The organism is Rhodococcus sp. 06-470-2 (assembly GCF_002258235.1).
Lineage (GTDB): Bacteria > Actinomycetota > Actinomycetes > Mycobacteriales > Mycobacteriaceae > Rhodococcoides.
In genome coordinates, this window is record NZ_NOYB01000032.1 from 346,327 (window position 1) to 364,851 (window position 18,525).

Annotated in this window: 16 protein-coding genes; 8 read left to right on the forward strand and 8 right to left on the reverse strand. The window is 65.9% G+C overall.

Annotated elements, in window-relative coordinates; genetic code table 11:
- Both CH276_RS17225 and CH276_RS17230 read left to right on the forward strand, forming a co-directional pair.
- On the forward strand, positions 1–540 hold the full coding sequence (locus tag CH276_RS17225) for a carboxymuconolactone decarboxylase family protein (RefSeq protein WP_032397905.1): 540 nt from the start codon (positions 1–3) through the stop codon (positions 538–540).
- A gap of 77 nt (positions 541–617) precedes the next feature.
- The gene (locus CH276_RS17230; RefSeq protein WP_094630080.1) at positions 618–1,289 is read left to right on the forward strand and encodes a PhzF family phenazine biosynthesis protein; all 672 of its coding nucleotides are present in this window, start codon (positions 618–620) and stop codon (positions 1,287–1,289) included.
- Here CH276_RS17230 and CH276_RS17235 read toward each other — a convergent pair.
- Complete coding sequence (locus CH276_RS17235) at positions 1,279–1,923, reverse strand: hypothetical protein (protein ID WP_032397903.1); 645 nt, start codon at positions 1,921–1,923, stop codon at positions 1,279–1,281. The genes CH276_RS17230 and CH276_RS17235 overlap by 11 nt on opposite strands.
- 38 nt (positions 1,924–1,961) lie before the next feature.
- On the opposite strand from CH276_RS17235, the gene CH276_RS17240 reads away from it, so the two are divergent.
- Positions 1,962–2,192, forward strand: a complete 231-nt coding sequence (locus CH276_RS17240) for a hypothetical protein (protein ID WP_032397902.1) — start codon at positions 1,962–1,964, stop codon at positions 2,190–2,192.
- Here the strand turns inward: CH276_RS17240 and CH276_RS17245 are convergent.
- Together CH276_RS17245 and CH276_RS17250 are read right to left on the reverse strand one after the other, a co-directional pair.
- On the reverse strand, positions 2,176–3,426 hold the full coding sequence (locus tag CH276_RS17245) for an aminotransferase family protein (protein WP_032397901.1): 1,251 nt from the start codon (positions 3,424–3,426) through the stop codon (positions 2,176–2,178). The two genes, CH276_RS17240 and CH276_RS17245, sit on opposite strands and share 17 nt — an antisense overlap.
- A 14-nt stretch (positions 3,427–3,440) precedes the next feature.
- On the reverse strand, positions 3,441–4,103 hold the full coding sequence (locus tag CH276_RS17250; protein ID WP_254924118.1) for a Pr6Pr family membrane protein: 663 nt from the start codon (positions 4,101–4,103) through the stop codon (positions 3,441–3,443).
- A 68-nt stretch (positions 4,104–4,171) separates the two neighbouring features.
- Between CH276_RS17250 and hrpA the strand changes: the two genes are divergently transcribed.
- Complete coding sequence (hrpA, locus tag CH276_RS17255) at positions 4,172–8,068, forward strand: ATP-dependent RNA helicase HrpA (protein WP_094630081.1); 3,897 nt, start codon at positions 4,172–4,174, stop codon at positions 8,066–8,068.
- 12 nt (positions 8,069–8,080) lie between these two features.
- Here hrpA and nrdR read toward each other — a convergent pair whose 3' ends face one another.
- On the reverse strand, positions 8,081–8,545 hold the full coding sequence (nrdR, locus tag CH276_RS17260) for a transcriptional regulator NrdR (protein ID WP_008716872.1): 465 nt from the start codon (positions 8,543–8,545) through the stop codon (positions 8,081–8,083).
- Between the two features lie 100 nt (positions 8,546–8,645).
- Positions 8,646–9,056: a hypothetical protein gene (locus CH276_RS17265; protein ID WP_094630082.1), complete on the reverse strand. Its 411-nt coding sequence runs from the start codon at positions 9,054–9,056 to the stop codon at positions 8,646–8,648.
- 384 nt (positions 9,057–9,440) lie between these two features.
- Here CH276_RS17265 and lexA point away from each other — a divergent pair, with 384 nt between their 5' ends.
- On the forward strand, positions 9,441–10,124 hold the full coding sequence (lexA, locus tag CH276_RS17270; RefSeq protein WP_032398406.1) for a transcriptional repressor LexA: 684 nt from the start codon (positions 9,441–9,443) through the stop codon (positions 10,122–10,124).
- Between the two features lie 77 nt (positions 10,125–10,201).
- Here lexA and CH276_RS17275 read toward each other — a convergent pair whose 3' ends face one another.
- The 3 genes from CH276_RS17275 to ptsP all read right to left on the reverse strand — a co-directional run bounded on the left by CH276_RS17275 (position 10,202) and on the right by ptsP (position 14,521).
- Positions 10,202–11,344: an acyl-CoA dehydrogenase family protein gene (locus CH276_RS17275; protein ID WP_045195435.1), complete on the reverse strand. Its 1,143-nt coding sequence runs from the start codon at positions 11,342–11,344 to the stop codon at positions 10,202–10,204.
- Between the two features lie 152 nt (positions 11,345–11,496).
- Positions 11,497–12,768 carry a uracil-xanthine permease family protein gene (locus CH276_RS17280; RefSeq protein WP_176459292.1) on the reverse strand — a complete coding sequence of 424 codons (1,272 nt, stop codon included), beginning with the start codon at positions 12,766–12,768 and terminating at the stop codon, positions 11,497–11,499.
- A 22-nt stretch (positions 12,769–12,790) separates the two neighbouring features.
- Positions 12,791–14,521, reverse strand: coding sequence for a phosphoenolpyruvate--protein phosphotransferase (gene ptsP / locus CH276_RS17285; RefSeq protein WP_254924119.1), 1,731 nt, complete (start codon positions 14,519–14,521; stop codon positions 12,791–12,793).
- A gap of 170 nt (positions 14,522–14,691) precedes the next feature.
- On the opposite strand from ptsP, the gene CH276_RS17290 reads away from it, so the two are divergent.
- The 3 genes from CH276_RS17290 to CH276_RS17300 are packed head-to-tail and all read left to right on the forward strand — an operon-like array spanning position 14,692 to position 18,521.
- Positions 14,692–15,459 carry a DeoR/GlpR family DNA-binding transcription regulator gene (locus tag CH276_RS17290; protein ID WP_032397896.1) on the forward strand — a complete coding sequence of 256 codons (768 nt, stop codon included), beginning with the start codon at positions 14,692–14,694 and terminating at the stop codon, positions 15,457–15,459.
- Complete coding sequence (locus CH276_RS17295) at positions 15,456–16,466, forward strand: 1-phosphofructokinase family hexose kinase (RefSeq protein ID WP_032397895.1); 1,011 nt, start codon at positions 15,456–15,458, stop codon at positions 16,464–16,466. The genes CH276_RS17290 and CH276_RS17295 overlap by 4 nt, the downstream gene beginning before the upstream one ends.
- Before the next feature lie 9 nt (positions 16,467–16,475).
- The gene (locus CH276_RS17300; RefSeq protein ID WP_032397894.1) at positions 16,476–18,521 is read left to right on the forward strand and encodes a PTS fructose transporter subunit IIABC; all 2,046 of its coding nucleotides are present in this window, start codon (positions 16,476–16,478) and stop codon (positions 18,519–18,521) included.
- The last annotated feature ends 4 nt before the right edge of the window (positions 18,522–18,525 follow it).

Here is an 18,525-nt window from a genome sequence, read left to right on the forward strand (position 1 = left end):
ATGACGATCGACAACCTCAAGAACGCCGTCCCCGAGTACGCCAAGGACCTCAAGCTCAATCTCGGTTCCATCGCCCGTTCCACGGTGCTCAGCGAGCAGCAGCTGTGGGGCACGCTGCTGTCGGTGGCGGCAGCGTCGAAGTCCGCGACGACGTTGAAGGAGATCGCCGAGGACGCTGCCGATTCACTGTCGGCCGAGGCGTACAACGCGGCACTCGGTGCGGCGTCGATCATGGGCATGAACAACGTCTTCTACCGAACCAAGGGATACCTCGGCGGCAAGTACGACGATCTGCGCGCCGGCCTGCGCATGAACATCATCGGCAACCCTGGCGTGGACAAGGCCGACTTCGAGCTGTGGTCGCTCGCGGTGTCGGCCGTCAACGGGTGCAACCACTGCCTGGAGGCACACGAGAAGACCCTGCGCGCCGAGGGCGTCGACCGCGAGAAGATCTTCGAGGCCATCCGTGCCGCGTCGATCGTCGCAGGTGTCGCGCAGGCGATCGAAACAGGGCGAATCCTCGACGGTGCCGCCGTCTGAGCGTCGTCTCGCACTGTTCACCGAACGAGGGATCCGCGGCCGCGGGTCCCTCGTTCTGCGTTCGGTACCATCCGGGCATGGCTACCGACGTCTCCGTCGTCCGAGTGTTCACCGATGCCGACGGCAGGTTCGGCAACCCCCTCGGCATCGTGGCCGCGGGCGACGTGCACGAGGCCGACAGGCAGCAGTTCGCCGCCGAGCTCGGCTTCAGCGAGACGGTGTTCGTCGATCGCACCGAGTCCGGTACGGCCTCGGCGACCATCCACACCCCCGCCGTGGAGCTGCCCTTCGCCGGACATCCCACGGTCGGACTCTCGTGGTGGCTCCGCGAGCAGGGACATCCCGTCGACGTGCTCACCGTCCCTGCCGGACCGTTGAGCATCCGCTACGGCGGCGAGCACACCTGGGTTCGCGCTCGCGCCGACTGGACTCCGCAGTTCACCTTCCATCGGGTTCACGATGCGGCCGAGGTGGCGGCAGCCGATCCGAGTGCCTACGACAGTGGGCACCACTACGTCTGGGCCTGGACCGACGAGGAACACGGCACGCTGCGATCGCGCATGTTCGCACCGATGATGGGTATCGCCGAGGACGAGGCGACCGGTGCTGCCGCCGTCCGGCTGACCGGTGAACTCGGCCGGAGCCTGAACATCGTGCAGGGAGCCGGATCTCGGTTGCGCACCACCATCGGCGACGGCTGGGTGGAACTGGGCGGACGCACCGCGGCGGACGCGTCGATCAGCGTGTGACGGGTACGTCCACTTCGATTTCCTCGCCGAGACGAACTCCGTCGGCCAGTGGCAGTCGGTCGCCGCTCCAGAACTTTCCCGGGTCGAACCAGTTGGCTTTCTTGTTGCCCGTGAGCAGACCCATCGCGTCGTAGGTCATGGCGACCACCTCGGCGCAGTAGGCGGTTTCGAGTGCCGCTCCCTCGCGTCGGTTGCGACGCAGTGCGGGGACTCGGCCCCGGAACCACCGACCGGCGAGCGCCGCAGTGGTCGGGAACGCGGTTCCGTCCATGCGGGCGATCGTGCGCAGCAGGGCGTCCTCCTGCGCAGTCGTCACGGACTCGTCCAATTGCCGCAGCCAACAACGCTGTTCGTACTTTGTGGCCCACTGTGTGACGGCCGCACGCAGATCGTGCAGCTGAACCCCGCGTTGGAAATTTCCGCTCCACATGTCCTGCAACGACTTTCCCAGCTCGGCGTGCCACATCAGCGGAGGCAGGTCGTCGATCACGACGGCCATTCCGACGTGGTTGACGGGACTGTTGGTCAGTGCCTGGATAGCGCGATCGGCGTTCGACTGTCCGCGGAAGATCCAGATGTCGCCCGTTCTGGTGGCCTCGACTGCAGTATCGAGGCTGATTCGCGACGGATTCATGGTCCACACCCTAGATCTCGTGACGGTACGGTGGCCGGATGAACGTGTGGAAGGCCCTCGGTCTCGCCGGGATGGTCGGTGTCGCGGCCACCGGGGCGTTGGTGGTCCGATCCGAACGCAAGCGTCGCGCATACGCGCCCGAGGAAGTACGAGATCGGCTGCACCGGCGCTTCGCCGCCGTCCCCGACGAGCCGCAGCCCGCAGCTGCTGCCCCGCGCTCACGCGGACAGCAGCTGCGCAGCAGGCTCCGGTTCAGCCGAGCGCGCTGAGGATTCGCGCGGCCAGCTCTTCGATCTCGGCATTCGTCATGACGAATGCCGGCGAGATCTGCATCGCACCCTGACCGGCCGCGCGACTGGACACACCGTGCGCTCGAAGCGTCTTGACGAAGGGCAATGCCTCGGCCGGGTCGGCGAGCTGCACGGCGGCAACCGCACCGATTCCGCTCCGGATCTCCGAGACCCGCTCGTGTGCGGCCAACGGCGCGAGGTGGGTGTGCAACGCCGCCTCGATGCGCTTCGAGTGTGACAGCAGTTCCTCGCGCTCGATGATGTCGAGGTTGGCCATCGCGGCCGCGGCCGCTCCGGCATGGCCACCGTAGGTGTACCCGTGCCGCCACCACACGCCGCCCGCGAAGAACGGCTCGGCGATCGTCGGGGCGATGAACACCGCACCCATCGGTACGTATCCGGACGTGAGCCCCTTGGCGGTGGTCATCAGATCCGGTTCGAGCTCGAATCGAGTGGAGGCGAACCAACTGCCGCCGATACGGCCGAATCCGGTGACGACCTCGTCCGCGACGAACAGTACGTCGTTGTCGCGGCAGATCTGCCGCACCTCGCGCAGGTAGCCCTCCGGTGGGAGGTAGATGCCGCCGGCACCGATCACGGGCTCGCAGAAGAATGCGGCCACGTTCTCGGCACCGACCTCCTCGATCAGTGCCAGCAGCGACTTCGCGTCGTCCCACGCCACCGTTCGGGCGTCGGACATGAGCTCGCCGTAGTGCTCCTTGTTCACCGGAATGCCGGCCAGCGCTGTTCCCGCGACGTGCATCCCGTGGTAGGCCTTCTGCCGGCCGACGATCAGTGTCTTGCTCGGTCGACCCATTTCGACCCAGTAGCGCCGGGCGAGTTTCGCGGCGGTGTCGATGGAGTCCGAGCCACCCGAGGTGAAGAAGATCTTGCTGCCCGGTACCGGGGCGATCGCCGCGAGACGATCGGCGAGTGCCAGTGTGGTCTCGGGTACGAAGTCACCGAAGTTCGAGTAGTGGGCGATCGAGCTCAACTGCGTCGCAACGGCGTCGGCGATCTCCCGACGGCCGTGGCCGACGTTGGTGAACCACAGGCCCGCGGTGGCGTCGAGGTATTCGGTACCCGCGTGGTCGTAGATGTAGGCACCTTCACCGCGGGAGACGACGAACGGGCCGCTGGTCGTGACGGCTCCCATGTCGGCGAAACCGTGCCAGAGCGCGGAAGAGTGTGTGGTTCCGGTGGCAGAAGACATGCGGTACACAGTAGTCACGTGGTTCCGGCCGAGCCCGATCCGTACCTCCACCGTCCGGCGATCCTCCCGAGTGCACCGACCGCGAGAGCCATCAACGCGAAGGCGACGGTGAGAACGAGCAGGCCGATGGCGAGCGCGAGGTAGCCCTGGACGCGTGGGTCGAGGAACGGATAGGGATACCAGTCGACAACGGGCCCACGGACGAGGGTGTAGATCCCGTAGAGAAGCGGAAACAGCAGCCATGTCAGGCTGCGCGATTCCGAGATCTGCCGTCGCGGTGGCGTGAGGATCCAGTCGATCAGCAGGACGACGGGCATGATGCGGTGCACCACGTTGTTCGTCCACGGATCCGCCACGCCCACATCGATGTTGGCGAGCAGTACGGCGTAGATGATGCCGGTGATGACCATGTAGAGGGTGACGGCACCCCGAACGAGCTGCCAGTGCGCTGCGCGTGGATCGACGACGCCGCCGACCAGCAGCACCAGCACCGTCAGCACGTTGCTCATGACGGTGAAGTAGCTGAAGTAGTTGGCCAGCGAGAACGTCGTGGAGGCGAGACCGTCCAGGACGATCGAGATCAGTGCCGAGGCGGTGAGCGCCGCGAACAGTACGCGCAACGTCCTGATCGGTACGGGAGTGCGCGGCTGGACCATCACATCCTGCGAGATGCTCATGTGGCGATCCTGGCACAGTCACGACCTGCATTCGGTGGCACTGCCGAAACCGATATCCTGGGTGAAGTATGTCTACCTCGAACCCGTCCGTTCAGCGTCGCGCTCTCGCCACACGTCTGGCCCAGGTCACCATCCGCGACGAGAACCGGCTGCGGCGGCGATTGGACAAGGCGCGTACCGACGACGCGTTCGCCGCACTCGACCGCGACATCACCCGCGCCGAGACCGTGGTCGCCAACCGCCGCGCTGCGGTGCCCAAGCTCGAATTTCCCGAGTCACTTCCGGTCAGTCTTCGCAAGGACGACATCGCCGCGGCCATCGCCGAGCACCAGGTGGTGATCGTCGCCGGCGAGACCGGCTCCGGCAAGACCACTCAGATCCCCAAGATCTGCCTCGAACTGGGGCGCGGGATCCGGGGCTCCATCGGTCACACACAGCCCCGTCGACTCGCCGCTCGCACCGTGGCCGAACGTATCGCCGAGGAGGTGGGTGAACCACTGGGTGAATCCATCGGCTACAAGGTGAGATTCACCGATCAGTCCTCGGATGCGACCCTCGTCAAGCTGATGACCGACGGCATCCTGCTGGCGGAGATCCAGCGAGACCGGCTGCTCCGCCAGTACGACACCCTGATCATCGACGAGGCCCACGAGCGCAGCCTCAACATCGATTTCATCCTGGGCTACCTCGCGCAGCTCCTCCCCCGCCGACCCGACCTGAAGATCGTCATCACCTCGGCGACGATCGATCCCGAGCGTTTCGCTCGGCACTTCGCGCGCGACGGCGTGCCCGCGCCGATCATCGAGGTCTCCGGCCGCACGTTCCCGGTCGAGATGCGCTACCGGCCACTGACCGTCGACGCCGGGGACACCACGATCGATCTCGACCCCGTCGACGCGACGTGCCAGGCCGTCGACGAGTTGATGGCCGAGGGCGACGGTGACATTCTGGTGTTCCTGTCCGGTGAGCGCGAGATTCGCGACACCGCCGACGCCTTGAACGACCGAAATCTGCGCAACACCGAGATCGTTCCACTCTATGCGAGACTCTCTGCGGCCGAACAACATAGAGTGTTCTCCCCGCACTCGGGCAGGCGCGTGGTGCTCTCGACGAACGTTGCGGAAACATCGCTGACGGTCCCCGGAATCCGCTACGTGGTCGACCCGGGTACCGCCCGAATCTCGCGATACTCGTTGCGTACCAAGGTTCAACGACTTCCCATCGAGCCGATATCCCAGGCATCGGCGCGGCAGCGGGCCGGCCGCTGTGGTCGCGTCGCCGACGGCATCTGCATCCGGCTGTACTCGGAGGAGGATTTCGAGTCACGTCCGCAGTTCACCGAGCCGGAGATTCTGCGTACCAACCTGGCGTCGGTGATCCTTCAGATGACCGCACTCGGGCTGGGCAAGATCGACGCGTTCCCGTTCGTCGAACCACCCGATCCGCGGAGCATCCGAGACGGAATCGGACTGCTCGAAGAGCTCGGGGCACTGAAGCCTGCTACCAAGGACGGCACCGCGGAGCTCACCCCCATCGGCCGGGAACTCTCGGCGCTTCCGGTCGATCCACGGATGGCGCGAATGCTGGTCGAGGCCAACGGCAACGGATCTCTCCGCGATGCGTTGGTGGTCGTTGCCGCGCTATCGATCCAGGACGTTCGGGAGCGGCCGGCAGAGCATCAGCAGGCGGCGGACGAGAAGCATGCGCGCTTCGCGGTGGAGAACTCCGACTTCCTCGCGTACGTGAAGCTGTGGACCTATTTGCGCGAACAGCGGAACGAGTTGTCCTCCAACCAGTTCCGCCGTATGTGCCGCACCGAGTTCCTGCACTACCTACGTATTCGCGAGTGGCAGGATCTGCACGGTCAGCTACGTCAGATCACCCGTGGACTCGGGTGGACGGTTCCCGACACCGACTCCACCGAGACCGCGCTGCATCAGTCGCTGCTGTCCGGACTGCTCTCGCACATCGGGCTCCGGGAGGGTGACAAGCGTGAGTTCCTCGGCGCGCGTGGGGCTCACTTCGCGATCTTCCCCGGGTCGGGTCTGTTCAAGAAGCCCCCGCGCTGGGTCATGGCCGCCGAATTGGTCGAGACCGGACGCCTGTGGGGCCGGATGGCTGCGCGCATCGAGCCCGAGTGGGCCGAGCGGTTGGCGCCGCACCTGGTCAAGCGGACGTACTCGGAGCCGCACTGGTCCATCAAACGGGAATCGGCGATGGCCTACGAACGGGTGACGCTCTACGGCATTCCGTTGGTGACGCAACGTCCGGTGAACTATCACCGCATCGACGCCGAGGCGTCTCGAGAGCTGTTCATCAGACATGCGCTGGTGGAGGGTGAATGGAAGACCCAGCACGCGTTCTTCCACAAGAATCGGGCGCTGCTCGACGACGTGGGTGAACTCGAACATCGCGCTCGGCGACGAGACATCGTGGTCGACGACGACGCTCTCTTCGACTTCTACGACGCACGTATCGCCCCGGAGGCGGTGTCGGCGCGACACTTCGACACCTGGTGGAAGAAGGCACGCAGACAGGACCCGCACCTACTCGACTTCACCACCGACACCGTCGTCAACTCCGACGCGGCCTCGGTTCTGACCGGCGCGTATCCCGACGCATGGCGACAGGGCGAGATCCAGTTCCCACTGACGTATCAGTTCGAGCCGGGCACCGCGGCCGACGGAGTCACCGCGCGCATTCCGATCGCGCTGCTCGCTCAGGTACAGCCGGTGGGCTTCGACTGGCTGGTCCCGGGAATGCGCGGCGAGCTGGTCACCGCATTGATCAAGACGCTACCGAAGGCACTGCGGCGCAACGTGGTTCCGGCTCCCGACTTCGCGGCCGCGGCGTTGGCGGCCATGAAGCCGCGCGCGGAAACTCTGGTGACGGCGCTGGCCCGTGAGTTGTCCCGGGCTGCCCGGTGCGACATCACGGCGAAGGACTTCGACCCCGCCGCGCTGCCCGAGCACCTGAAGATGACGTTCGCGGCCGTCGACCCGTCCGGAAAGGTGCTGGGCAGCAACAAGGATCTGACTGCTCTTCGGACGAGCCTGTCGGGTGAGGTCGGCCGTCAGGTGGCGAGCGCGGTCGGCGACGCGGAGCGCGCACCCTCTCTGGCCTGGACCTCCGGCACGCTGGGTCGGTTGGAGCCGACGGTGACTCGGCAGGTCGGTGGACAGAAGGTCACCGGCTATCCGGCGCTGGTTCCGGAAGGACCCGGCGTCGCGGTGCGGGTCCTCAGCACCCCCGCCGAGGCGCGGGCGGCAATGCGCTCGGGAACCAGAACTCTGCTTCTGTCGACGGCTCCGAAGGGCACCAAGGCATTGCTGGCCGGCCTACCGACCGCGGAACGTCTTGCACTGGGCCAGAATCCGTACGGTGGAGTCGACGCACTCCTCGAGGAGTGCCGAGTACTTGCGGTCGAAGAGGCCATGGATGCGCACGGAGGACCGGTCCGGGATCCGGATGCCTTCGAGAAACTGAGGGCACTCGTCAACGCCGAGGTTCCGCAGCGCACCGCTGCGATACTGGCGTTGGTTCGCCCGGTGTTGACCGCCGCCCTGGCGCTGTCCGCACAACTTCAGTCCTCCTCGGGCGAGCCGGCGGACGATGTTCGGGAACAGTTCGACGGCTTGATCTTTCGAGGGTTCGTCACCGAATTCGGCTCTCGCAGACTCGCAGACCTGCCGCGCTACCTCGCCGCGGCGACCAAGCGGTTGACGACGCTGCCGAGCAGTGCAGGCCGGGACGCGGCTGCGATGGACGTACTCGATCGGGTGTACGCCTCGTACGGGCGACTGTTGGATTCGCTGCCGGAGAGCAGAAAGAACAGTTCCGGGGTTCAGGAACTGTTCTGGATGATCGAGGAGTTGCGCGTCGGACTGTTCGCGCAGGGCATTCGCACGGCGTACCCGGTGTCGGAGAAGCGCATCGAGAAGGCGATCTCGGACCAGCGTCGCTGATGGGCGGGCCTGTCAGTCGATGTCTGCGGACTCGCGGTGCTTGCGCAGTTCGTGGATTTCCTTCTCGAAGTCTTCTGCCGAGCTGAACGAGCGGTAGACGGAAGCGAAGCGCAGGTAGGCCACTTCGTCCAGGTCGCGGAGTGGACCGAGAATGGCCAAGCCCACTTCGTTGCTGGGGATCTCCGCGGATCCCGCTGCACGGATGGCGTCCTCGACCTGTTGTGCCAGAAGGTTCAGCGCGTCGTTGTCGACATCTCTGCCCTGGCAGGCGCGACGGACTCCCTTGACGACCTTCTCTCGGCTGAACGGCTCGGTGACACCACTGCGTTTCACGACGGCCAGCACTGCGGCCTCGACCGTCGTGAATCGGCGACCGCACTCCGGGCAGGAGCGACGACGCCGGATTGCTTGCCCCTCGTCCATCTCACGCGAGTCGACCACGCGTGAGTCGGGATGCCTGCAGAACGGGCAATGCATGAGGGATCCTCCGTCGTAGCCGATGCTCCGACGACGAGCACGCACATCGGGGCAGTCTGTCGAGGATACTCAGTCTCCTCGAACCCGACGGTGCCGGTGGTCATCTGCCGGGCGTGTACTCGACGACAGCTCCGTCGTGCACCTCGACCACACCCGCCGGTTGCGCGCCGGCATCGGGGGCGACGGCCCGCAGGTTCGCGATGCCGATCAGCCCGCCCGCCACCACCAGGACCGCCAACACCGTCAGCACGATCGAACGCATCCGAACCGGCTGGCCGGCAAAGTGCGCCGAGGTCGCGTCGAACTCGCGATCGGCCTGCTCGCGATCGGTGACATCGGTCCACGACGAATCGAGGACCGGGAGGCACGGTGAACTCTGTGTGCGGGGTCCCGTGACACCGTGCGTTCCGATGGGACTCTGCAGAACGGGACGCGCCCGGCGGCGGCGCTCGACGGCAGTGGATCGGGCGCGGACACCGGCGGCGGTGGGGCGATCGGTGATGATGGTCATCGGAACCTCGACTTCGCTCGTTGGATCGATTGTTCGATCAGGCGTTCGATGGACGCTTGTTCGAAGTTCTATCACGAGCCTCCGACAAAGTCTGCAGAAAACGCGACACGAGTCGAACAGATGTTTGATTCAACAGCTGATACACGCTAGATTCGTGTCAGAAACCACACGCCACACGAGTCGACACCATCAACTCCAGTCCGCGCAGACCTACCACGCAGACCGGATCCAGGACACCAGCAGGAGGCCGACAGCATGAAGGACGAGACCTCGACGAGGTCGACCACGCTTTCCACGACCACCGGTTCCAAGGCGACCGGAGCCAGGGCCACCGCACCGAAGGCCGCAGCGGGTAAGCCTGCCGCAGAACCGACATCCAAGGCCATGGAAGTCGGCACCGACATCAGCGCGGGTCTGACGGAGCGGCAACGGAAGGTACTCGAGGTCATTCGGGCTTCGGTGACCGAGCGCGGTTACCCACCGAGCATTCGAGAGATCGGTGACGCGGTCGGCCTGACATCGACCTCCTCCGTCGCTCACCAGCTCCGTACGCTCGAACGCAAGGGTTTCCTCCGGCGCGACGCCAACCGGCCCCGCGCGGTCGACGTCCGCGGTCTCGACGAGGTGCAGGCCGATCAGGCAGCCGCCGCGGTCGACGGATCGCAGGCGTCCGAGGAGCAGGATCGGTTGCCTACCCCGACATTCGTGCCGGTACTGGGCCGGATCGCTGCAGGCGGTCCGATTCTGGCCGAGGAAGCCGTCGAGGACGTCTTCCCGCTCCCCCGCGAGCTGGTCGGACAGGGTTCGCTGTTCCTGCTCAAGGTGGTCGGTGAATCGATGATCGATGCGGCCATCTGCGACGGTGACTGGGTGGTGGTTCGTCAGCAGTCCGTGGCCGACAACGGCGACATCGTCGCTGCGATGATCGACGGCGAGGCCACCGTCAAGACCTTCAAGCGGTCCAAGGGCGAGGTGTGGCTGCTGCCGCACAACCCGCTGTTCGAGCCGATCCCGGGCAACAACGCCGCGATCCTCGGCAAGGTCGTCACCGTGATGCGCAAGCTGTAGGGATCGTCACCGAGGTGACACGCGAAGGGCCGCAGCACAGGAGTGCTGCGGCCCTTCGCGTCTCTCGGATCAGCGGATCACAGATTCAATCCGCGGCCGATGATCTCCTTCATGATCTCGGTGGTGCCGCCGTAGATGGTCTGTACACGGGAATCCATGTACGCCTTGGCGATCGGGTATTCCTTCATGTAGCCGTAGCCGCCGTGCAGCTGCAGGCACCGGTCGATCAGTTTGACCTGATTCTCGGTGGTCCACCACTTCGCCATGGCGGCTTCTTGCACAGTCAACTTGTCCGCGTTGAGCAGTTCGATGAACTTGTCCACCATGATGCGGGTGGCGGTAGTTTCGGTGGCCAATTCCGCCAACACGAAGCGCGTGTTCTGGAACTTGCCGATCGACTTTCCGAAGGCCTTGCGGTCGCGGCAGTACTGGATCGTCATGTCCAGTGCCGATTCCATTGCCGCGGCGGCGACGACAGCGATCGAGAGTCGCTCCTGCGGCAAGTTCTGCATCAGGTAGATGAAGCCCATGCCCTCGTCGCCGAGCAGGTTGGCGGCGGGCACACGAACGTCGGTGAAGCTGAGTTCGGCGGTGTCCTGGGCCTTCATGCCGATCTTGTCGAGGTTGCGGCCGCGCTCGAATCCGGGCATGTCACGTTCGACGACCAGCAGACTGAAGCCCTGTGCGCCCTTCTCGGGGTCGGTGCAGGCCACGACGATCACCAGATCGGCGTTGATTCCGTTGGTGATGAACGTCTTCGAGCCGTTGAGCACCCAGTCGTCGCCGTCACGTACCGCCTTGGTCTTGATGCCCTGCAGGTCGCTTCCGGTTCCCGGCTCGGTCATCGCGATCGCGGTGATCAGTTCGCCGGAGCAGAATCCGGGAAGCCAGCGCGCCTTCTGCTCGTCGTTCGCGAGATCGATCAGGTACGGCGCGACGACGTCGTTGTGCAGGGTGAAACCGATACCGCTGTATCCGCCACGGGTCGTTTCCTCGGTGACGATGGCGTTGTAGCGGAAGTCCTTGACTCCGCCGCCGCCGAATTCCTCGGGCGCTGCCGTTCCGAGGAAGCCCTGCTTACCGGCCTCGACCCAGACGTCGCGATCGACGATGTTCTGCTCTTCCCACTTCGCGTGGTTCGGCGCTACGTGCTGATCGAGAAATTTCCGGTACGACTCCCGGAACAGCTCGTGCTCGGGCTCGAAAAGTGTGCGTTCCACGAATGTCTCCTTGTTCGGTGCGTACCGGCAGCGACCACGCGAAATCTCTACGAATCTCGATCGCCGGTACGACTGACGTCACAGGGACACACTACGTCCGCGGCGTCGGGGCGGTCGATGACCAAAACGCGCGCGATCCGTGACCGACCCCGCTAACGACCTCGGGTGCCTGCACTCCTGGCGAGCGCCGAGACGATCGGGTACCCCAGCAGGATGCCCACCGAACCCCAGGCGATACCGCCGAGTTCGACCGATCCGACGGACAGTGTCAGGTCACCGATTCCGGCGACCAGCGCCGCCGCAACGACGATGAGATTGACCGGGTCGGTGAAGTCGACCTTCGCGTCGGTCCAGATGCGTACGCCGAGAAGCCCGATCAGGCCGTACAGCACCAGAGTCGCGCCGCCGATGACCCCGTCGGGGACGGTGAAGATCAGCGCACCGAACTTGGGCGAGAACGCGAGCACCGTCGCCGTGATCGATGCGACCCAATACGCCGCGGTCGAGTACACGCGGGTGGCAGCCATGACACCGATGTTCTCCGCGTAGGTGGTGGTTCCCGAACCGCCGCCTGCTCCGGCGAGTGTGGTCGCCAGCCCGTCGGCGATCAATGCGTCACCGGCCACGTCGTCGAGGTTCTTGCCGGTCATCGCGGCGACGGCTTTGACGTGTCCCACGTTCTCGGCGACGAGGACGATCACCACCGGCAGCGCCACGAGGATCACCGACAGCTCGAAGGACGGACCGCGAAACTCGGGCAGACCGATCCAGCTCGCCGCGCTCAGTGCGTCGAGACGCGGTTGCGCGATGCCTCCGGTGACGGCGGCGAACAACCACCCCACGACGACACCGAGCAGAATTCCGAGTCGTCCGATCAAGCCGGGTCCGAGCGCCGTCGCCAGCAGAATCGCGATCAGGGTGACGGCTGCGATCAGCGGCTGTGCCTCGAACGACGTGGTGGCGGCCGGCGCCAGGTTCAGCCCGATGAGCACGACGACGGCACCGGTCACGACGGGCGGCATGGCCGCGTCGAGTACCCGTTGGCCCGCGAACTTCACTACGACGCCGACGGCGGCCAGTACGAGGCCGACACACAGGACCGCTCCGAGTTGGGCGGCGGGTCCGTTCGCTTGGGTGGCACCGAGCGGGGCCAGGAAAGCGAAGGACGAACCCAGGTAGCTGGGAACGCGCCCTCGAGTGATGACGAGGAACAGTGCCGTTCCTATGCCCGAGAACAGCAGCGTCGTCGATACCGGAAATCCGGTGATCGTCGGAACCAGCAGTGTCGCACCGAACATCGCGACGACGTGCTGCATTCCGATACCGATGGTGCGTGGCCACGTCAATCGTTCGTCGGGTGAGACCACCGCCCCGGCCTCGACGGTCTTTCCGTTTCCGTGCAGCGTCCAACCCAGAGTTCTCATGATGGAAGGCAACACTATTGGATCAGCCGAGGATCGCGCTCACTGCCTCGCGGGCGGCGGCGGTGCTGTCCGTTTTCAGGGCTGCGGCGGCCGCTTCCTTGCACTGATCGAGCGTGACCGTCGCCAACTTCGAACCCACGTGCGCGACGGCAGCCGATGCAGCGGACAGAGAGGTGATGCCGAGGCCGACCAACACACAGGCCAGGAGCGGATCGGCAGCGGCCTCGCCGCAGACCCCGACCGGCTTGCCTGCCTTGGCTCCCGCGGCAGCGGTGTGGGCGACCAGTGCCAGTACCGCCGGCTGCCACGGATCGGTCAGGCCTGCGAGCTGAGCGGACATGCGGTCGGCGGCCATCGTGTACTGCGCCAGGTCGTTGGTGCCGATGGACAGGAAGTCGACGTGCTCGAGGATGTGTTCGGCGAGCAGCGCGGCTGCGGGTACCTCGATCATGACACCGGGGGTGAGTCCTCGTTCACGGACGTCGGCGGCGAAATCCTTCGCTTCCAACGCGGTTGCGATCATCGGAGCCATCACCCACGGGGAGGAGTCGGTCGCCTTCGCGGCTGCCGCGATGCCGTCGAGCTGCCGGTACAGAATCCCGCGGTCGGCCTCGGCGATGCGGATTCCGCGAATGCCGAGGGCCGGGTTTGCCTCGTCGGGATGCGTGGCGAACCGAAGCGGCTTGTCCGAGCCTGCGTCGAGCGTCCGTACGACGACCTTCTTGCCCGCGAACGCGTCGAGTACCTGGGCGTAGATCTCGGCCTGCTCGTCGACGGTGGGTTCGGAGTCGCGGTCGAGGAAGCACAGTTCGGTACGGAACAGTCCGACGCCGTCCGCTGCACTGGATCGCGCCGCGCGAGCACCGGCACCGTCCTGGACGTTGGCGAGAATGTCGACCGCGTGGCCGTCGGCGGTGGTACCGGGACCGACCCACTGGGACACCCGGTCGAGCTCGTCGCGGGCGGAGACGACGGCGGCGCGGGCCGACTCGGCATCGGGTTCGAGTTCGATCCGGCCGCTGGTGCCGTCCACCGATGCGTTCGTACCCGCGGCGATGTCGTCGAGGCCTGCCACGGCGACGATGCACGGAATGCCCAACTGACGCGCGATGATCGCGGTGTGGCTGGTCGGACCGCCCAGCGAGGTGGCCAGACCCACGATCAGCGCGGGGTCGAGGCCGGCGGTGTCGGCGGGTGCCAGGTCGTCGGCGAACAGCACGGACGGTTCGTCCGGCACCGGAACACCGGGCTCCGGAACGCCGAGGATCTCGGCGATGACGCGATCACGGATGTCGCGCAGGTCGGTCACGCGCTCTGCCATCAGTCCGCCGAGCTGGGTGAACATCGCGGCGAACTTGTCCGTCGCCGCCGCTGTCGCGGTGACGGCCGAACTGCCCTTGGCGATCGAGGAGCGCGCGGCTCCCAGCCAGCCGCGGTCCGTTGCCATCGCGGCGTTGGCCGACAGGACTTCCGAGGCAGCTCCGGTCGCCAGCTCCGCGCGACCGCGCAGTCGAGCGGCGACGGCGTTCGCTGCGGCGTCGAAGACGTCCTTCTCGGCATCTCGATCCGCCTCGGCCACCTCGCCGGTATCGGCAGGGATGGCGGGACGGGCACCGGGGCGGATCACGCGGCCGTATCCCACGCCGGGCACGACAGGCGTGCCGTGCAGCGTGGTCTGCGCTGCTCCGATTCCGGCTGCATCGACTGTCGTGTCGCTGTGTCCGGTCGAAGCGGTGCTAACCGATCCCGTCATGTGGTCCTCCTCGGATCCTGCGTGAACAAAGGTCTTCGTACTGTCCGGCGAGCTGTGGTGGGGGCCATCAGTCGCTTGTGTTGTGACCGAGATTACTCCAAACCCTTGACATGTCAACACACACGGGCGTAAAACAACATAAAGCAACATCAACGAGGAAGGAGACGCAGGTGTACGCAGAAGAACGACAGCACTCCATAGCCGAACTCATCAGCACCCAGGGCCGCGTCTCCGTCAACGATCTCTCCGCCACCTACGGCGTCACAACGGAAACCGTGCGCCGCGACCTAGCCACCCTCGATCGAATGGGTGTCGTGCGCCGCGTCCACGGTGGAGCAGTGCCCGCATCGGCCCTGACCACACTCGAACCGGGCGTCTCGGAACGAGAGTTCACTCGGGCCGATCAAAAGGACGCGATCGCGGCCGCCGCCCTGTCCTTCCTCCCTCCCGTCGGAGGCAGCGCCGTGTTCGATGCCGGCACCACAACCGGTCGACTTGCCGGTTTGCTTCCTCACGACCGCGAACTGACGTTGGTGACCAACTCGGTCCCGATCGCCGCGCGCGCCGCGACGATGTCGAATGTCAACCTTCGACTACTCGGCGGGCGGGTACGCGGGACCACCCAGGCGGCAGTCGGCGACGAAGCGCTGAGTGCCCTCGAATGGCTCCGGGTGGACGTCGCGTTCATCGGCACCAATGCCATCAGCGTCGGGCACGGACTGTCCACTCCCGACAGTGACGAGGCAGCCGTCAAGCGTGCCATGGTCGAGGCAGCCAATCATGTCGTGGTGCTGGCGGATTCGTCGAAGATCGGGCGCGAGCATCTGGTCAGCTTCGCCCGAGTGGGCTCCATCGATGTCATCGTCACCGATAGCGACATCTCGATAAATGACCGAAAGAATCTCAGCGACAAAGGAATCGAGGTGGTGATCGCATGATGGTCACACTCACGGCCAACCCGAGCATGGACCGGACGGTCACGCTCGACACGCCGCTCGTCCGTGGCGGCGTCCACCGGGCATCGACGTCGGCCATCGACCCAGGAGGCAAGGGCGTCAACGTCGCTCGCGTTCTCGGCGGATCGGGAGTCGGGGCGTTGGCAGTTCTCCCGGCCAACGTCGGAGACCCCCTGCTCGACGCGATGGCCGCGAAGGGAGTGCGGTATTCCGCGGTTCCGACGTCGGGTCCGGCGCGGACCAACATCACGGTGAGCGAAGTCGGTGGCACCACCACCAAGATCAACGAGCCCGGTGCCACGGTGTCGGAGCGGACCCGTGCTGAGCTGCGGGAGCGGATCCTCGCTCTCGCAGTCGATGCCGAATGGGTGGTTCTCTCCGGTTCGCTCCCGCCGGGCCTCCCCGTCGACTGGTATGCCGAGCTCGTCACTGCCCTGCGTGCCACGTCGGCGAAGGTAGCGGTGGACACCTCCGACGAGCCGCTGCTCGCTCTCGCCGCTGCCTTCCCGGAGTCGGCACCCGATCTGATCAAACCCAATTCCGAGGAACTCGCCCAACTCACCGGGTACGATTCCGAAGAGCTGGAAAGCGCAGCGGCGCAGGGTGATCCGACGGCTGCCATCGCAGCCAGCACGATCCTTCTCGGCCGAGGCGTCGGCGCGGTACTTGCCACTCTCGGCAGTGCCGGAGCCGTACTGGTCACCGAGGACGGTTCCTGGTACGCCAGCCCGCCCCCGATCACCGCGGTCAGCACGGTCGGCGCAGGCGATTCCTCGCTCGCCGGCTACATCCTCGCCGACGCCGAGAACTGTTCCGATGCAGACAAACTCCGCCGCGCCGTCGCCTACGGAACGGCAGCGACCGCGCTTCCAGGCACCACGCTTCCCCTGCCCGAGCAGACCCACCCGAATTCGGTGACGGTCCGTGCGCTCGACATCCCCACCTCCGTCACTCCGTCCACGCTCTCCCCTTCTTCGAACCGTCTCTAGGAGCCTGCAATGTCCACCCCCACCGAAGATCAGCAGATCATCGCCGAGGATCTGATCCTCCTCGACGCCGATCTCGGCGAGTCCAAGGAAGCCGTCATCGAACGCCTCGCAGGCGTTCTGGCTTCCGCGGGTCGCGCAACCGAAACCGATGCCCTGCGCGACGCCGCTCTGGCCCGCGAGGCGCAGTCGGCAACCGGCCTGCCCGGCGGCATCGCCATCCCGCACTGCCGCTCCGAAGCGGTCACCTCGGCCTCTCTCGGATTCGCCCGCCTGAACCCGAAGGTCGACTTCGGTGCCCCCGACGGCCCCGCGGACCTGGTGTTCCTCATCGCCGCTCCTGCCGGTGCCGGTTCGGCCCATATGAAGCTGCTCTCGAGCCTTGCGCGCGCACTGGTGAAGCCGGAATTCGTCACCTCCCTGCGCAACGCGTCCTCGGCCGCCGAGATCGTCACCCTCGTCGACGGGGTCATCAACCCCGCCGCCAAGCCGGCCGTGACGGCCCCGGCCGCAGCTCCTGTGTCGACTGCCAAGCACAGCGCGGCCGCCACCCCGGCCGAGACCACTGCCCCGAAGCACATCGTCGCAGTCACCGCCTGCCCCACCGGAATTGCGCACACCTACATGGCTGCCGATTCACTCGTCGCAGCGGGCGAGCGTGCCGGAGTCACCGTTCACGTCGAGACCCAGGGCTCGAGCGGCAGCACGCCGCTGGACCCCTCGATCATCGCCGGAGCCGAAGCAGTCATCTTCGCAACCGATGTGGGCGTCAAGGGTAGGGAGAGGTTCGCCGGTAAGCCCGTCATCTCCTCGGGCGTCAAGCGCGCCATCAACGAGCCCGACGTCATGCTCACCGAAGCCCTTCGCGCTGCATTGAACCCGGACGCAGCCCGCGTCGGCGGTACCGCAGTGGCCGCAGGCTCCACCGAATCCGCGGGCGAACTCGGCTGGGGCACCCGCATCCGCCAGATTCTCTTGACCGGCGTCAGCTACATGATTCCGTTCGTCGCCGCCGGCGGTCTGCTGATCGCCCTCGGCTTCCTGCTCGGCGGATACGAGATCTCCGGAGTTGCCGAGGACATCGTCGTCAACAACTCCATCACCTCCCTCCCCGAAGGCGGAATCGCCGCCTACCTCGGTGCCGTGCTCTTCCAGATCGGCGCACTGTCCTTCAGCTTCCTGGTGCCCGCACTGGCCGGCTACATCTCCTACGCCATCGCCGACAGGCCGGGACTCGCGCCAGGCTTCACCGCCGGTGCCGTGGCCGTTCTCGTCGGCGCAGGCTTCATCGGCGGCCTCGTCGGTGGTCTCATCGCCGGCTTCGTCGCACTGTGGATCAGCAAATGGAAGATCCCCGCGGTACTGCGTGGCCTGATGCCCGTCGTCATCATCCCGCTGTTCGCCACCCTCATCGTCGGCGCGATCATGTTCCTGCTGCTCGGCAAGCCGCTCGCCGCGATCACCAGCGGACTGACCGACTGGCTCAACGGTCTCAGCGGCTCCTCGGTCATCATCCTCGGCATCATTCTCGGCCTGATGATGTGCTTCGACCTCGGCGGACCGGTCAACAAGGCTGCCTACGCATTCGCAACCGCAGGCCTGTCGGTCACCGACACCGCATCACTGCGCATCATGGCAGCTGTCATGGCCGCAGGTATGGTGCCGCCGCTGGCCATGGCACTGGCCTCGACCGTTCGCTCGCGTCTGTTCACCGAAGCCGAGCGTGAGAACGGCAAGGCAGCCTGGTTCCTCGGAGCAGCATTCATCTCCGAGGGTGCGATTCCGTTCGCCGCGGCGGACCCGTTCCGCGTCATCCCCTCGATGATGGCCGGCGGCGCAGTCACCGGTGCCATGATCATGGCCTTCGACGTCACCCTCAGCGCTCCCCACGGCGGAATCTTCGTGTTCTTCGCCATCGGAAACATCCTGTGGTTCATCGTGTCTCTGGCCGTCGGCACCATCGTCTCGGCGTTCCTGGTCGTCTCGGCCAAGCAGTTCGTCAAGGGCAAGAACGCCCCGACCGAGGCCGAGCTCGATCCGGCACTCGCCACCGTCTGACACT

What these genes read in the sequence shown, in the direction of transcription:
- CH276_RS17265 (WP_094630082.1), bottom strand. Translation starts at nt 9,056, where the DNA reads ATGACCATCATCACCGATCGCCCCACCGCCGCCGGTGTCCGCGCCCGA.
- ptsP (WP_254924119.1), bottom strand. Translation starts at nt 14,521, where the DNA reads ATGACGGGATCGGTTAGCACCGCTTCGACCGGACACAGCGACACGACA.
- hrpA (WP_094630081.1), top strand. Translation starts at nt 4,172, where the DNA reads ATGTCTACCTCGAACCCGTCCGTTCAGCGTCGCGCTCTCGCCACACGT.
- CH276_RS17235 (WP_032397903.1), bottom strand. Translation starts at nt 1,923, where the DNA reads ATGAATCCGTCGCGAATCAGCCTCGATACTGCAGTCGAGGCCACCAGA.
- CH276_RS17300 (WP_032397894.1), top strand. Translation starts at nt 16,476, where the DNA reads ATGTCCACCCCCACCGAAGATCAGCAGATCATCGCCGAGGATCTGATC.
- CH276_RS17245 (WP_032397901.1), bottom strand. Translation starts at nt 3,426, where the DNA reads ATGTCTTCTGCCACCGGAACCACACACTCTTCCGCGCTCTGGCACGGT.
- CH276_RS17230 (WP_094630080.1), top strand. Translation starts at nt 618, where the DNA reads ATGGCTACCGACGTCTCCGTCGTCCGAGTGTTCACCGATGCCGACGGC.
- CH276_RS17250 (WP_254924118.1), bottom strand. Translation starts at nt 4,103, where the DNA reads ATGAGCATCTCGCAGGATGTGATGGTCCAGCCGCGCACTCCCGTACCG.
- nrdR (WP_008716872.1), bottom strand. Translation starts at nt 8,545, where the DNA reads ATGCATTGCCCGTTCTGCAGGCATCCCGACTCACGCGTGGTCGACTCG.
- CH276_RS17295 (WP_032397895.1), top strand. Translation starts at nt 15,456, where the DNA reads ATGATGGTCACACTCACGGCCAACCCGAGCATGGACCGGACGGTCACG.
- CH276_RS17280 (WP_176459292.1), bottom strand. Translation starts at nt 12,768, where the DNA reads ATGAGAACTCTGGGTTGGACGCTGCACGGAAACGGAAAGACCGTCGAG.
- CH276_RS17240 (WP_032397902.1), top strand. Translation starts at nt 1,962, where the DNA reads ATGAACGTGTGGAAGGCCCTCGGTCTCGCCGGGATGGTCGGTGTCGCG.
- lexA (WP_032398406.1), top strand. Translation starts at nt 9,441, where the DNA reads ATGGAAGTCGGCACCGACATCAGCGCGGGTCTGACGGAGCGGCAACGG.
- CH276_RS17225 (WP_032397905.1), top strand. Translation starts at nt 1, where the DNA reads ATGACGATCGACAACCTCAAGAACGCCGTCCCCGAGTACGCCAAGGAC.